This is a genomic window from Paraburkholderia sp. HD33-4, assembly GCF_021390635.1.
Lineage (GTDB): Bacteria > Pseudomonadota > Gammaproteobacteria > Burkholderiales > Burkholderiaceae > Paraburkholderia.
On the sequence record NZ_JAJEJS010000002.1, the window covers coordinates 3,164,300 to 3,178,224 of the forward strand.

At 64.0% G+C, this 13,925-nt stretch carries 8 protein-coding genes; 6 read left to right on the forward strand and 2 right to left on the reverse strand.

The annotated features are described in order from the left end of the window. Positions 1-190: 190 nt before the first annotated feature. From L0U84_RS34190 to acnA, 5 genes are all read left to right on the forward strand, one after another. Complete coding sequence (locus tag L0U84_RS34190; protein ID WP_233856458.1) at positions 191-1,195, forward strand: HpcH/HpaI aldolase/citrate lyase family protein; 1,005 nt, start codon at positions 191-193, stop codon at positions 1,193-1,195. A gap of 66 nt (positions 1,196-1,261) precedes the next feature. Next, the gene (gene prpC, locus L0U84_RS34195) at positions 1,262-2,449 is read left to right on the forward strand and encodes a bifunctional 2-methylcitrate synthase/citrate synthase (protein ID WP_233856460.1); all 1,188 of its coding nucleotides are present in this window, start codon (positions 1,262-1,264) and stop codon (positions 2,447-2,449) included. Between the two features lie 102 nt (positions 2,450-2,551). Then, the gene (locus L0U84_RS34200; protein ID WP_233856462.1) at positions 2,552-3,055 is read left to right on the forward strand and encodes a hypothetical protein; all 504 of its coding nucleotides are present in this window, start codon (positions 2,552-2,554) and stop codon (positions 3,053-3,055) included. Between the two features lie 23 nt (positions 3,056-3,078). Further along, positions 3,079-4,530: a bifunctional 2-methylcitrate dehydratase/aconitate hydratase gene (locus L0U84_RS34205; protein WP_233856464.1), complete on the forward strand. Its 1,452-nt coding sequence runs from the start codon at positions 3,079-3,081 to the stop codon at positions 4,528-4,530. 42 nt (positions 4,531-4,572) lie between these two features. Beyond that, entirely contained in the window at positions 4,573-7,287 is a 2,715-nt protein-coding gene (gene acnA, locus L0U84_RS34210; protein WP_233856466.1) for an aconitate hydratase AcnA, read from the forward strand. A 141-nt stretch (positions 7,288-7,428) separates the two neighbouring features. Here acnA and L0U84_RS34215 read toward each other — a convergent pair whose 3' ends face one another. Next, positions 7,429-11,220, reverse strand: coding sequence for a DUF748 domain-containing protein (locus L0U84_RS34215; protein WP_233856468.1), 3,792 nt, complete (start codon positions 11,218-11,220; stop codon positions 7,429-7,431). Between the two features lie 213 nt (positions 11,221-11,433). Beyond that, positions 11,434-12,852, reverse strand: coding sequence for a DUF1254 domain-containing protein (locus L0U84_RS34220; RefSeq protein WP_233856470.1), 1,419 nt, complete (start codon positions 12,850-12,852; stop codon positions 11,434-11,436). Positions 12,853-13,194: 342 nt separating this feature from the next. On the opposite strand from L0U84_RS34220, the gene L0U84_RS34225 reads away from it, so the two are divergent. Next, positions 13,195-13,842: an FMN-binding negative transcriptional regulator gene (locus L0U84_RS34225; RefSeq protein WP_233856478.1), complete on the forward strand. Its 648-nt coding sequence runs from the start codon at positions 13,195-13,197 to the stop codon at positions 13,840-13,842. Positions 13,843-13,925: the final 83 nt, after the last annotated feature.

Here is a 13,925-nt window from a genome sequence, read left to right on the forward strand (position 1 = left end):
CACCTGATGCGGATGAACCGGAACTCCGAAGCGTCAGCGCGGCGGGTTCCGGTTTTTTTCGTGCGGATGGCCGTGCGATCATCGCCATTCGCCTCTGATTCGAACGTGCTTTGCCGTTGCCCGACGGCGCTTTCGCAGAGCACGACCGAATCCGACATTCCTAATCCTCACCACGCCCTACACGCCGAAGATGCGCGTTCTCACACCCGCCGAAGTGCTGTTTGAGGGCGAAGCGCCGCCCGCCGTGCTGCCTGCCTGCGATCACTACGCGGGCAGCGAAAAGCTGATGCTGAAGTCGCTCGCGTTACAGCAGCAACTCGGCCCGGTGTTCGATATCACGCTCGATTGCGAAGACGGCGCGCAGGTCGGCCGCGAGGCCGAGCACGCGGAACTGGTCGCATCGCTGCTGGGTAGCGAGCATGACCGCTTCGGCCGCGTCGGCGTGCGCATCCACGACTTCGCTCACGCGCACTGGCGCGACGACGTGCGCCTGATTCTGCGCGCCGCAAAGCGAGCACCCGCTTACATCACGCTGCCAAAAATCCGCAACGTCCACGATGCCGCCGAAATGATCGCGTTCATCGAAGCGACGCGGCGCGAACTCGGCATCGCGCAGCCGGTGCCGGTGCAGTTGCTGGTCGAAACTCACGGCGCGCTCACGCGCGTGTTCGAACTGGCCGCGCTGCCGGGCGTCGAGGCGCTGAGCTTCGGCCTGATGGACTTCGTCTCCGCGCACGACGGCGCGATCCCCGATAGCGCGATGCGCTCCCCTGGCCAATTCGATCATCCGCTCGTGCGGCGAGCAAAGCTCGAGATTTCGGCGGCCTGCCATGCGTACGGCAAGGTGCCGTCGCACAACGTCAGCACCGAAGTGCGCGACATGAACGTGGTCGCGAACGACGCGCAGCGGGCGCGCAACGAGTTCGGCTACACGCGCATGTGGAGCATCCATCCGGCGCAGATCGAGGCGATCGTCGCCGCTTTCGCGCCACGCGACGAAGAAATCGCGACGGCCACCGAAATCTTGCTGGCCGCGCAGTCCGCGCATTGGGGCCCGACGCGTCACGGTGATACGCTGCACGACCGGGCGAGCTACCGCTATTACTGGTCGGTGCTGCGCCGCGCGCAGACCACCGGCCGCGCTGTTCCGCCAGAAGCCGCGCCGCTTTTTGGGCAAGTGGGCGCTAACGGATAGTCGGCGACATAAGCGACGCGTTTTTCAAACGGCAGCGGTGAGCCGGCACAAAGGAGAAGGCGGAAGATGAGCGAGACGACGCAAGCCGCTGGGGAAACGGGCGGCAACCAGACGCAGAGCGGCTTCAAGCCGAAAAAATCCGTCGCGCTGTCCGGCGTGACCGCGGGCAACACCGCGCTGTGCACGGTCGGCAAGACCGGCAACGATCTGCACTATCGCGGCTACGACATTCTCGACCTCGCCGGCGCGTGCGAATTCGAAGAAATCGCTTATCTGCTGGTTCACGGCAAGCTGCCGACCCAGGCTGAACTGAGCGCCTACAAAACGAAGCTGAAGTCGATGCGCGGCCTGCCCGCCAACGTGAAGGCCGCGCTCGAATGGATTCCCGCCGCCGCGCATCCGATGGACGTGATGCGCACCGGCGTATCGGTGCTCGGCACCGTGCTGCCCGAGAAGGACGATCACAACCTGCCCGGCGCGCGCGATATCGCCGACAAGCTGATGGCCTCGCTCGGCTCGATGCTGCTGTACTGGTACCACTACTCGCACAACGGCAAGCGCATCGAGGTCGAAACCGACGACGATTCGATCGGCGGCCATTTCCTGCATCTGCTGCACGGCGTCGAGCCGTCGAAGGCGTGGGTCGACGCGATGCACGTGTCGCTGAACCTGTACGCGGAGCACGAGTTCAACGCGTCGACGTTCGCGGGCCGCGTGATCGCGGGCACGGGCTCGGACGTCTACTCGGCCATCACTGGCGCGATCGGCGCGTTGCGCGGCCCGAAGCACGGCGGCGCCAACGAAGTCGCGTTCGAAATCCAGTCGCGCTACGAGACACCTGACGAAGCGGAAGCCGACATCCGCCGCCGCGTCGAGAACAAGGAAGTCGTGATCGGCTTCGGTCATCCGGTGTACACGATCTCCGACCCGCGCAACAAGGTCATCAAGGAAGTCGCGAAGAACCTGTCGAACAAGGCCGGCAACATGAAGCTGTTCTCGATCGCCGAGCGGCTCGAATCGGTGATGGCGGACGCGAAGAAGATGTTCGCGAACCTCGACTGGTTCAGCGCGGTGTCGTACCACATGATGGGCGTGCCGACCGCGATGTTCACGCCGCTGTTCGTGATCTCGCGCACGGCAGGATGGAGCGCGCACATCATCGAGCAGCGCGTCGACAACAAGATCATTCGTCCGAGCGCGAACTACACCGGACCCGAGAATTTGAAGTACGTGCCGCTAAATAGGAGAAAATAGCGGTCGCTGCGCGCTCCACAGCGCGTGCAGTTCAACCAGCGCGGCCGCCGGACCGGTCGTCCGCGCACTGTTTAACTGATTTTAGATAGAAAGGTTTTCTCCATGAAAAAGCTGATGATCGCCGCCATGATTGGCGCCCTGGCCACGACGGTGCTGACCGTCGCGACTGACGCCGCCGCTGCGGACACGGCCACTACAACCACGAAGAAGGCTGTCGCCAAGCGCCCGGAGCCGCGCCGCCTGATCAAGCGCAAGGCGAATCCGGAAAAGGAAGCGAAGGTCGATCCGATCCCGGAGGGTTCTGAAAAGTGGTCGTGCAAGGACGGCCTGGCTTTCGAAATGAAAGGCGACATGAAGCGTGACCAGGTCGTCACGGTTCACTGGGCGAACAAGAACTACAACCTGCCGCGCGAGACGACCACAACGGGCGCCGACCGCTTCCACGACGCAGCCACCGGTATGGACCTCGTCGTGATCCCGACGAAGGCCATGCTGTTCCAGGACAAGGACAGCTCGCGTCTGGCCGACGAGTGCAAGACGGTCGCGATGGAACAAGGCGCGCCGGCTGCAACGCAATCGAACGCGATCAACAAGACCGGCAACTGATTTTCGCCGCCAGGGAAGCTCCCGTGTCCGCCCCAATCTCCAACGTGCGACCCGCCCCGGACGACGTCCTGGTCGATATCGTCGACTACGTGCTGGATTACCGGATCGACAGCGCGCTTGCGCTGGAAACGGCGCGTCATTGCCTGATCGACACGCTCGGTTGCGGACTCGAGGCGCTTACCTACCCTGCCTGCACCAAGCTGATGGGACCGATCGTGGCAGGCACGATCGTCCCCAACGGCGCGAAGGTGCCGGGCACGTCGTTCCAGCTGGACCCGGTTCAGGCCGCCTTCAACATCGGCGCGATGATCCGCTGGCTCGATTTCAACGATACCTGGCTCGCCGCCGAATGGGGGCATCCGTCCGACAACCTGGGCGGCATTCTCGCGACGGCCGACTGGCTCTCGCGCACTGCCATCGCAGCCGGCAAAGCGCCGCTGACGATGAAAGACGTCCTGATCGCCATGATCAAGGCGCACGAAATTCAAGGCTGCATCGCGCTCGAGAACTCTTTCAACAAGGTCGGGCTCGATCATGTGCTGCTCGTCAAGCTCGCGTCGACCGCGGTGGTCGGCCAGTTGATCGGCCTCACACGCGACGAACTGATCAACGCGGTATCGCAGGCGCTCGTCGATGGGCAGGCGCTGCGCACCTACCGCCATGCGCCGAACACCGGTTCGCGCAAATCGTGGGCCGCCGGCGACGCGACCTCGCGCGCCGTGCGCCTCGCGCTGATATCAAAAACCGGCGAGATGGGCTATCCGTCGGTGCTCAGCGCGAAAACGTGGGGCTTCTACGACGTGCTGTTCAACGGCAACGCGTTCCGGTTCCAGCGTCCGTACGGCTCGTACGTGATGGAAAACGTGCTGTTCAAGATCTCTTTTCCGGCCGAGTTCCACGCGCAAACCGCCGTGGAAGCCGCGCTCGCGCTGCATGCGCAGCTCGCGGCTCAAGGCCGGCGCGTTGAAGACATTCGCCGCATCACGATTCGCACGCACGAGGCGGCGATTCGCATCATCGATAAAAAGGGCCCGCTGAACAATCCGGCCGATCGCGATCATTGCATCCAGTACATGATCGCGGTGCCCCTGATATTCGGCCGTCTGACGGCTGCCGACTACGAAGATTCAGTGGCGCAGGACGCGCGTATCGATGCGTTGCGCGCGAAAATGGAATGCGTCGAAGACCCGCAGTTCACGAAGGATTATCACGACCCGGACAAGCGTTCGATCGCCAATGCCCTGACGATCGAATTCGACGACGGGTCGAAGTTCGGTGAAGTCGTAGTCGAATACCCGATCGGTCACAAGCGCCGTCGTGAAGACGGAATTCCGTTGCTGGTCGAGAAGTTCAAGACCAACCTCGCGCGGCGCTTTCCGGTCAGGCAGCAACTGGCGATTCTCGACGTATCGCTCGACCAGGCCAAGCTCGAAGCGACGCCGGTCAATGAATACGTCGATCTCTACGTCATCTAGGTTGAGTACTGTAGTTCCGCGATCCAAACCAAGGAAAACACCATGGCCCACAACCTCCACAAAACGCTCAAGGAATTCGACAGCGGTTCCGGCAAAGGCAAGTTCTATTCCCTGCCGCAACTCGGCAAGGCTCTGAACCTCAAGATCGACCGCCTGCCGGTCTCGATCCGTATCGTGCTGGAATCGGTGCTGCGCAACTACGACGGCAAGAAGATCGCCGAAGAACACGTCACGCAACTGGCGAACTGGAAGCCGACCGCGGCTCGCGTCGACGAAATCCCGTTCGTCGTGTCGCGCGTCGTGCTGCAGGACTTCACCGGCGTGCCGCTGCTCGCCGACATCGCCGCCATGCGCGGCGTCGCGAAGGCCGTCGGCAAGAACCCGAAATCGATCGAGCCGCTGGTGCCGGTCGATCTCGTCGTCGACCACTCGGTGCAGATCGACCACTTCCGCGAGAAGAATGCGCTCGACCTGAACATGAAGCTGGAATTCCAGCGCAACAACGAGCGCTACCAGTTCATGAAGTGGGGCATGCAGGCGTTCGATACGTTCAAGGTCGTGCCCCCGGGCGTCGGCATCGTTCACCAGGTGAACCTCGAGTACCTCGCGCGCGGCGTGCACAAGAAGGCCGACGGCGCGGACACCGTGTACTACCCGGATTCGCTGGTCGGCACGGACAGCCACACGACGATGATCAACGGCATCGGCGTGGTCGGCTGGGGCGTGGGCGGTATCGAAGCGGAAGCCGGCATGCTCGGCCAGCCGGTGTACTTCCTGACGCCGGACGTCGTCGGTGTGCATCTGAAGGGCAAGCTGATCGAAGGCGTGACCGCGACCGACCTCGTGCTGACGATCACCGAACTGCTGCGTAAGGAGAAGGTCGTCGGCAAGTTCGTCGAGTTCTTCGGCGAAGGCACGCGCTCGCTGTCGGTGCCGGACCGCGCGACGATCGGCAACATGGCGCCGGAATACGGCGCGACGATGGGCTTCTTCCCGGTCGACGAAAAGACCATCGACTTTTTCCACGGCACGGGCCGCACGGACGCGGAAATCTCGGCGTTCGAAAACTACTTCAAGGCGCAGGAGCTGTTCGGCATTCCGGCTGACGGCGACATCGACTACACGAAGGTCGTCACGCTGGATCTCGCCACGGTCGCGCCGTCGCTGGCTGGCCCGAAGCGTCCGCAGGACCGCATCGAGATCGGCCACGTGAAGTCGACCTTCACCGACCTGTTCTCGAAGCCGGTCGCTGAAAACGGCTTCGCGAAGAAAGCCGCCGATCTCGACGCGCAATACACGACGAGCAACGGCGTCGACGTAAAGAACGGCGACGTGCTGATCGCCGCGATCACGTCGTGCACGAACACGTCGAACCCGAGCGTGCTGCTCGCCGCCGGTCTGCTCGCGAAGAAGGCCGTCGAGGCTGGCCTGACGGTCGCGCCGCACATCAAGACGTCGCTCGCTCCAGGATCGCGTATCGTCACCGAGTACCTGACGAAGACCGACCTGCTCAAGTACCTCGACAAGCTCGGCTTCACGCTGGCCGCTTACGGCTGCACGACCTGTATCGGCAACGCGGGCGATCTGACGCCGGAACTGAACGACGCGATCACGAAGAACGACATCGTCGCGGCAGCGGTGCTGTCGGGCAACCGTAACTTCGAAGCGCGTATCCACCCGAACATCCGCGCGAACTTCCTCGCGTCGCCGCCGCTCGTCGTCGCGTACGCGATCGCCGGCAACATCACGCGCGACCTGATGACCGAGCCGGTCGGCAAGGGCACGGGCGGCAAGGACATCTACCTCGGCGACATCTGGCCGACCAGCGAAGAAGTCAACGCGCTGCTGAAGTACGCGATGGATGCCGACGCGTTCCGCAAGAACTACGCGCAGCTCACGAAGAAGGGCGACCTGTGGAGCAAGATCGAGGGCGAAGAAGGTCAGGTCTACGACTGGCCGAAGTCGACCTATATCGCCGAGCCGCCGTTCTTCGGCAAGGACTTCTCGATGACGCCGGCGTCCAGCATCGCGCCGGTGAAGGGCGCGCGCGCACTGGGCATCTTCGGTGACTCGGTCACGACCGACCACATCAGCCCGGCAGGCTCGATCAAGGAAGACTCGCCGGCAGGCCGCTGGCTGAAGGAAAACGGCGTGCAGAAGGCCGACTTCAACAGCTACGGCTCGCGCCGCGGCAACCACGACGTGATGATGCGCGGCACCTTCGCGAACGTCCGGATCAAGAACCTGATGATCCCGGCGAAGGCGGACGGCACGCGCGTTGAAGGTGGCCTGACGATTCACCAGCCGAGCGGCGAACAGTTGTCGATCTACGACGCGGCGATGAAGTACATCGGCGCCGACACGCCGACCGTCGTGTTCGCGGGTGAAGAGTACGGCACGGGCTCTTCGCGCGACTGGGCGGCCAAGGGTACGCAACTCCTGGGCGTGAAGGCTGTGGTGGCACGCAGCTTCGAGCGGATCCACCGTTCGAACCTCGTCGGCATGGGTGTTTTGCCGCTGCAGTTCAAGGGCTCGGATAGCGTGCAGTCGCTCGGCATCACCGGCGAAGAAACGTACGACATCGAAGACCTCGGCGACGACTTCAAGCCGCAACAGGAAGTCACGCTCGTGATCCACGGCAAGGACGGCGACAAGCGCGTTCCGGTGCTGCTGCGTATCGACACGCCGATCGAAGTCGACTACTACAAGCACGGCGGGATTCTGCCGTTCGTGCTGCGCTCGCTGCTGGCTGCTTAAGCCAGGCGGCAACGCAAACAGCCTCGCTGTTTTGCAGGGGCTGCGTCCTGTGGAGGGCGCAGCCGACTTTGAAGCCCGACCTCAGGTCGGGCTTTTTTTTGGCTCACTGAACGTCAGGGCTCGCGCGCCGCGAATCCCTCATCACTTCAAGCCGAAATCGACCCGCGTCGTCGCACCCTTGTCCTTGATGTCGTCGGCGTTCATCTTCGGCGCGACGATAAACACGCGGCTGCTGTCGATCTTGCCTTCCAGGTACTGTTGCACGCTCTGCGCGCGCTGCTGCGCGAGTTGCCGCAGGCTTGCGTCGTCGATCGGCGCGTTGGCCGCGAGCGCGCCCTTCATGTCGTCGTCGGGCAGGGTCTTCGTCATGCCGATGAAGTTCGTTGGCTTCTTGAAGTCGGACGACTTGTAAGCCTTGATCAGATATTTGTCATAGTCCTTCTGATCGACCGTGACAGTCGACGGATCGACGCTCTCGCCATTACCCACCGTGTCCTTGATCTTCTGCCGCTTGACCATCCGATCGACGTACAGCGTGCGCAGCGCCGGCTCGTCGACCTTCGGATCGACGCGGCCGATCAGGTCGATGCGGATCGACGGCTTGTCGGCGAGCGCCTTCACGATCGTGTCGAGCTTCTCCTTGTCGGCGTCGGTGAGCGTGGCCGAGCCGGCCGCGAATTCGACGTAACCGAGGTCCTCGCCATTGCCGCCGAACGCGTGCGCGATCAGCGTGAACGGCGCGGTCACCGCCTTCTCGAGCAGATTGAGCACCGCATGCCAGATCAGCCCGCCGATGCTGAACTCGGGGTTCGACAGCGAGCCCGACACCGGCAGGTTCACGTCGATCTCGCCACGCGAGTTCTTCAGCAGCGAGATCGCGAAACGCACGGGCAGCTTGGTCGCGGTGTCGTTGTCGATGTGGTCGCCGAACGTCAGCTGATCGATGAACAGGTGGTTGTTGGCGTTCAGCTGATCGTTCGCGAGCTGGTAATGCAGATCGACGTTGAGCTTGCCCTTCGTGATCGGATAGCCCGCGTATTTCGCCGAATACGGCGTCAGGTTGGTCAGCTCGATGTCGTGCGCGGTCGCGGTCAGATCGAGCGCCGGCTTCGCGATCAGCGGATTGACGGTGCCGCGGATCGTCAGCGGACCGTTGGCCGCGAGCTTCGCGGCGACGTCGACCGGCGCGGACGTGGTCGACTCCGTACCGAACGCGCCGATCGTGCCCTGAATGTCGACGAGGTTCGCCGTGTAGTTCGGCTTGATGAAGTTGTCGGTGTAGGTCACGCGGCCCTGTTGCAACACCAGTTGCCCGAAGTGCAGCTTGACCGGGCTTTGCGGCGGCGTCGCGGCCGTTGCGGGGGCGGCGGGTGTAGCCGCCGCTTTGCCCGGCGCGGCAGCCGATGCCGCGACCGGCGCCGACGCCGCGACCGCTTCCGAGACCGCCTCGGGCGTCAGCGGAATCGGGTGCGAACCGCTCTTGTCGCGCGTCAGCGACTGCGATGTACCGCCCTCGTGCGCGACCACATCCTTCAGGTTCAGCTTGCCTTGCGCGTCGAGCAGCACTCGTCCATAGAACTTCGAGAACGTCACGCGGCCCGCATCGACCACGGTGCCGTGCTCGTCGTAGTCGGCCTTCAGGTTCGACAGCGCGAGCGTGCCCCAGCCCGCGAACGGGTCGGACGTCGCCTTGTCGAGCATGCGCACGTCGACGAGCGCCATGTCGCCGTGATAGTTCGCCTTCAGCGACTTCGCCTGGGAGACCGCGAGATTGCCGTTCGCGTTCAGCAGTGCGCTCGCAAGCGATGCATTCAGCTTGCTGCCGAAGTACGGCTCGAACGCGGCCGCGTCGAGCCGGTTCGCGTCGATCTTGATGTCCAGCTTCAGCGGCGTCGCTGTCACGTCGCCCTTCACGGCCAGCGTGCCCTTCCTGTTCAACGTCGCCTGCAGGTCGACCGGCAGCGGACGGCTCAGGTCGTCGCTGATCTGCTGCACCTTAAGCTGCACCGGCGTAAAGCTCAGTTTGACTGGCTGCGGCGTGGTGTTGTCGGTGAAATTGGCGGTTGCGTCTTTGAGCGTCAGTTCGCCGATCTTGTAGCGCCATGCGGGTCCTTCGGCCTGCGCTTTTTTCGCCGCGTGAATCGCCGTGCGCTCCGTCGCCTGTTGATGCGCCCCCGCAAGCGCATTCAGATTGATGCTGCCGTCCTTCAGGCGCTGCGCGTCGACCGCGAGGCCGGTTGCGTCGACGCTCGTCACGTCGGCCGTGCGCGCCGCGACGTCGACCTGCTTGACCACCACGTTGCCCTGCGCGAGCGAGATCACCGGCGTCTTGTCGCCGCGCGCCGCGAGCTTCACACCCTGCATGTCCAGCTGGGTGTCCGCGACCGTCAGCGCCATCGGCGACTTCGACCAGTTCGCGTCGATATTCGTCGTCGCGGACAACGCTCCGTCGAGCACCTGCGCGGACGTCGCGGTGTCCAGATACGGCTGCAACGGCGGCAGTTTCAGCGACTTCAGATCGAGCTTCGCGCTCGCGGTCTTCGCCGCGAGGCCGACGGTGCCGTCGGCGGCGAGCGAACCGCCACTGTCTTTCAGGTTCGTGTTCAGCGTGTAGTGCGCGGGCGCCGACGCGAGCGTCGAGAAATCGGTCAGCGTGAGCGCGAGATTTTGCAGACCGGCTTCGACTGGACGCGACGCGGCTTCGTCGTGGACGTTCACCGTGCCGTCGTTGAGCGTGAAACGTTTGATCGCGACGTCGAACGGCGGAGCCGCTTTTTCGGCGGCGGCGGTTTTGGCATTCGCGTTCGCGGTTTCCGGGGTTTCCGGGGTTCCTGGGGTTCCCTTTGCCGCCGCTTTTTCCGGCGCCGACGCGAACATACGCTCGACGCTCAATACGCCGTCCTTGTCGCGCGCGAGACTCGCGCTCGGCGCGTCGATGCGGATATCGTCGAAGTGATAAACGTTCTTCAACGGCTCGAGCGATGCCGCCGCCACGTGCACCGCGCGCGCCGCGAAAAACGGCGCCTTGCCCTGATCCTGCACGTCGACGTCGTTCAGGTCGACGGTGCCGGCCACGCGCAGCGACGGCGTGTCGTTCGACATCTCGAAGTTCAGCTTCAGGTCGGTGGAAAGCTTGCCCGACTGCACGATCACCGGCAGCTTCGACGGCGCGTAAGACACCAGCTTCGGCACGTCGAGATCGTCGAAGCGCAGCGACACCTCCGACTCGCGCGACGCCGCGAACGGCTTGGTCTTGCCGTCGATCGCGAGCTGACTGTCACCGTCGATGCGCGCGCGCAGCAGCGGCTCGACGAAGATATCGGTCTTCGACGGCAGCGTCGCGATGAACGGAATGCCGAGCTTCCATTGATCGATCACGTGGCTCGTGCCGAGCAGGCGGTCGTCGAATCTGATCTGGCCGTTTTCGACGCGGATATTGGAGACGGCGAACTGCGTCGGCTTGCTGTTCGGCTTGGCCGGCTGATTCGCGAACTTCTCGATCAGGTCGCTGAAATTGAAGTGCTGCTCATCGAGGCGAACGATATGAAAGCGCGGCGAATCGACCTGCACCTCGTCGACGATCGGCGCGCCGCGAAACAGCGAGCTCCACGACGGCTTCACGATGAGCCGCGAAATATCGATGAAATCGCCCGCGCCGCCGCGCTCGCCGATATGCACGTTGTCGGCCTCGAAACGCAGCGTGTACGGGTTGAGCGCGATGCGGCCGATCGACGCCGGCCGGTCGAGCTGCTTGCTCAGTTGCTGGCTCGCGATGTGGCGAATCAGCGGCGGCGCCGCGAAAAAGCCGAGCAGGCCGAACACGACGACGAAGATCAGCAGGCCTATGAGAATCCGACGCGTACGGTGCGACTGGGCGACTTCGCGCACGGTCTGTATGGAAGAGGCTAACGATGCTTTATTGAGGCTTGCCATGCTCGGTCTGGATGAATGCGGCGGCAAGCCCGCCGCGAAAAACAGAGATCCCGCAAGCGGCAGTATAAGTCGTGAATCAATCGTTAGACAGGAATGTCAGGCCTGCCTTTACGATTCGTGCTGCTGACCGATTCGCTTTCCAGCGATGCGAATTCAAGCGAGCGTTAGATAACGAGACCGGACGGCGCGCGGTTTGCCCGCGCGCCGTTCACGTCATTGGCGCACGACCGGCGGCGGCTGCCAGCTGCCGTCGGTGGCTTGCGGCTTCGGCGCATACAGGCGCAGCACCAGTTGCATGTCCGCACGCGGTGCGGGCAGCCAGTTGCCGGTCCGGCTGCGCGTCGACGACACGATCACGTCGAGCGAACCATCGCGATTGCGGCGCGCGCCATTGCGATCGCCGACCGCGAGCCGCGACGGTGCGTTCTCGCTCAGCGCGCCATCCTTCGTGTACGCGGTGATCGTCCAGAAGCCGCGCACCGGCGGCAACTGGTTCGCCGCGAAGTGAATCACGTAGCGATTCGCGCCGTTCAGCGTGTTGCCGTCGCTGTCCTGCGTGACGAACGCGCGTACTTCGTCTTCCTTGGTACCGATGCCCAACTGCGTGCTCGCCGCATACGCGCGCAGCCCATAGTCGGGACCGTAGTTGCCGACGGCGTCGCCGAACCAGCTCCAGCCGTTCGCGCTCAGCAGATTCGACGGCGGCGCCGCGACGCGATCGCGACCGTCGGCGAGACCGGCCGCGAGCACATCGGATGACTTCGGCAGCTTCACTGGATCGCCTGGCGTGACGCCGAGGTCGGCGAGAAATTTGAGCGCGTGCGGATCGGCCGGTGTAGGCGGACTGTCGGGCAACGCGTCGGCAAGACGGTTGAAGAAGCCGCTCGCGTCGAGCGCGGCGACCTGCTGCGCCGGTGTGCCGCTCGGGGCCGCGACGCCGCTCGCGTAACTGCGCGGCGGCACCGCCGGCTCCGCGTCGCCGACGAACACGCTCAGCGGCTCCAGCCGGATCGCGTGCTGCAGCTTGCGCACCGCGTTCAGATCGCGCGCGCCGTTCGACTGGATGCGCACGCTGACCCATGCGTTGCGGGTCGGCACTTCGACACGCGTCGCGCCCTTCGGCAGCTCGCCCTTCCAGCCCAGTGCGACGAATGCGATCGTCTGCGCGCGCAGGCCCTTCGCGGCGCCCGTGCCCGCGGCGAACTGCGGTCCCGTCGACCATGCGACGTTGGTCCACATGTCGAGCACGCGCGCATCGACGTAACGGCCGTGCGAATCGGGTAGCGCCAGGATCACCGGCTCGGCGGCAAGGTCGAGCCAGCCGGTCGAGTCGAGCGTGTCGAGGCTCGGCTGCGGCGGGTTGGCCGCGCCGATCGGCGGAAACGCCTGCGCGTGACGCAGCGTGTTGAAAGGCGCCTGGCCCGGCTCGGTGCCGACCGCCGCGTCGCGCGCGGCGCTCATCAGCACGAGCGGATAGCCGAATACGTACGAGTCGGCGACTTCGTCCTTGATCCAGCCGGTGCTTTGTTGCGTCGCGGTGGGGGTCGACGCACAGCTGGCCAGCAGTGCGAGACCCGCGAGCGATGCGCAGGTTCGTTGAAGCAAAAACAATTCTTGGAGATTTTTTATCATTCGTTCAGAGTGCGGAGCGTGCAGCCCTATGGGAGATGCCGGTGTGCAGTGCCAGGTACATGCGCGGTTCTCCCGAAACACTGCGCAGCCAGTCCGCGGATTGCGATTCCGACAACATCGCGTTGTATCGTATCCTTGCTAGCCAGGCAAGCACAAAGCATGGAATTGCGGCTGTCGGCGCGCAGGCGGCTCACCGATGGAACAATCGGCGTCGTTGCCACATTATGTTCCCGCGCCAACGGCTCGCGCGAGCGCGTCATGCTTTTTCGATTCAAGGATTCGTCGATCCACCTGCTTTCCGATTCCCCCACTCTTTCGTCGTCCCGCATTCGGAGCGTTTCAATGTACATGCCCGCCCATTTCGAAGAGAACCGTCCAGAGGTTCTTCACCGCCTGATCGCCGAGCACCCGTTCGGCGCGCTGATTACGAACGGCCCCAATGGGCTCGACGCGAATCATCTGCCGTTCGAGGCGCAGGCGGACGCGGCGGATTCGTCACGTCTGGTGTTGCGCGCGCACGTCGCGCGAGCGAACCCGGTCTGGCAGGAAGTCTCGACCCGTCCTGAAGCGCTCGTGATCTTCCAGGGGCCGACCGCCTATATTTCGCCGACCTGGTATCCGAGCAAACACGAAACGCACAAACAGGTGCCGACCTACAACTATATGGTCGTGCATGCACATGGCAGGATTGTGGTGCGTGACGATGAATCGTTCGTGCGCGGCCTCGTCGCGCGACTCACGCGCAAGATGGAAGCCGGCGAGCCGGTGCCGTGGAAGATGGGCGACGCGCCGGCCGACTACATCGCGCAGATGCTCGGCGCGATCGTCGGTATCGAGATCGAGGTGACGCGGCTGGTCGGCAAGTGGAAGCTCGGGCAGAACAAGGCGGCCGAAGACCGGCGCGGCGCGGCGCAAACGCTGCTCGCGCGCGACGGCGATCAACAGAAGGCGGTGGGGCAGGCGATGCTGGATGCGCCGCCGGCGTTTTGACGGCGGCCGGATGATCCGGGCTTGACCTTCCCATTACTGGAAGGTCGATACTGGATTCATGACGCGGCCCAATGCCGCCACGA

Coding starts and splice junctions, on each gene's coding strand:
- L0U84_RS34220 (WP_233856470.1), bottom strand. CDS start 12,852: ATGATAAAAAATCTCCAAGAATTGTTTTTGCTTCAACGAACCTGCGCA.
- L0U84_RS34225 (WP_233856478.1), top strand. CDS start 13,195: ATGTACATGCCCGCCCATTTCGAAGAGAACCGTCCAGAGGTTCTTCAC.
- prpC (WP_233856460.1), top strand. CDS start 1,262: ATGAGCGAGACGACGCAAGCCGCTGGGGAAACGGGCGGCAACCAGACG.
- acnA (WP_233856466.1), top strand. CDS start 4,573: ATGGCCCACAACCTCCACAAAACGCTCAAGGAATTCGACAGCGGTTCC.
- L0U84_RS34215 (WP_233856468.1), bottom strand. CDS start 11,220: ATGGCAAGCCTCAATAAAGCATCGTTAGCCTCTTCCATACAGACCGTG.
- L0U84_RS34200 (WP_233856462.1), top strand. CDS start 2,552: ATGAAAAAGCTGATGATCGCCGCCATGATTGGCGCCCTGGCCACGACG.
- L0U84_RS34190 (WP_233856458.1), top strand. CDS start 191: ATGCGCGTTCTCACACCCGCCGAAGTGCTGTTTGAGGGCGAAGCGCCG.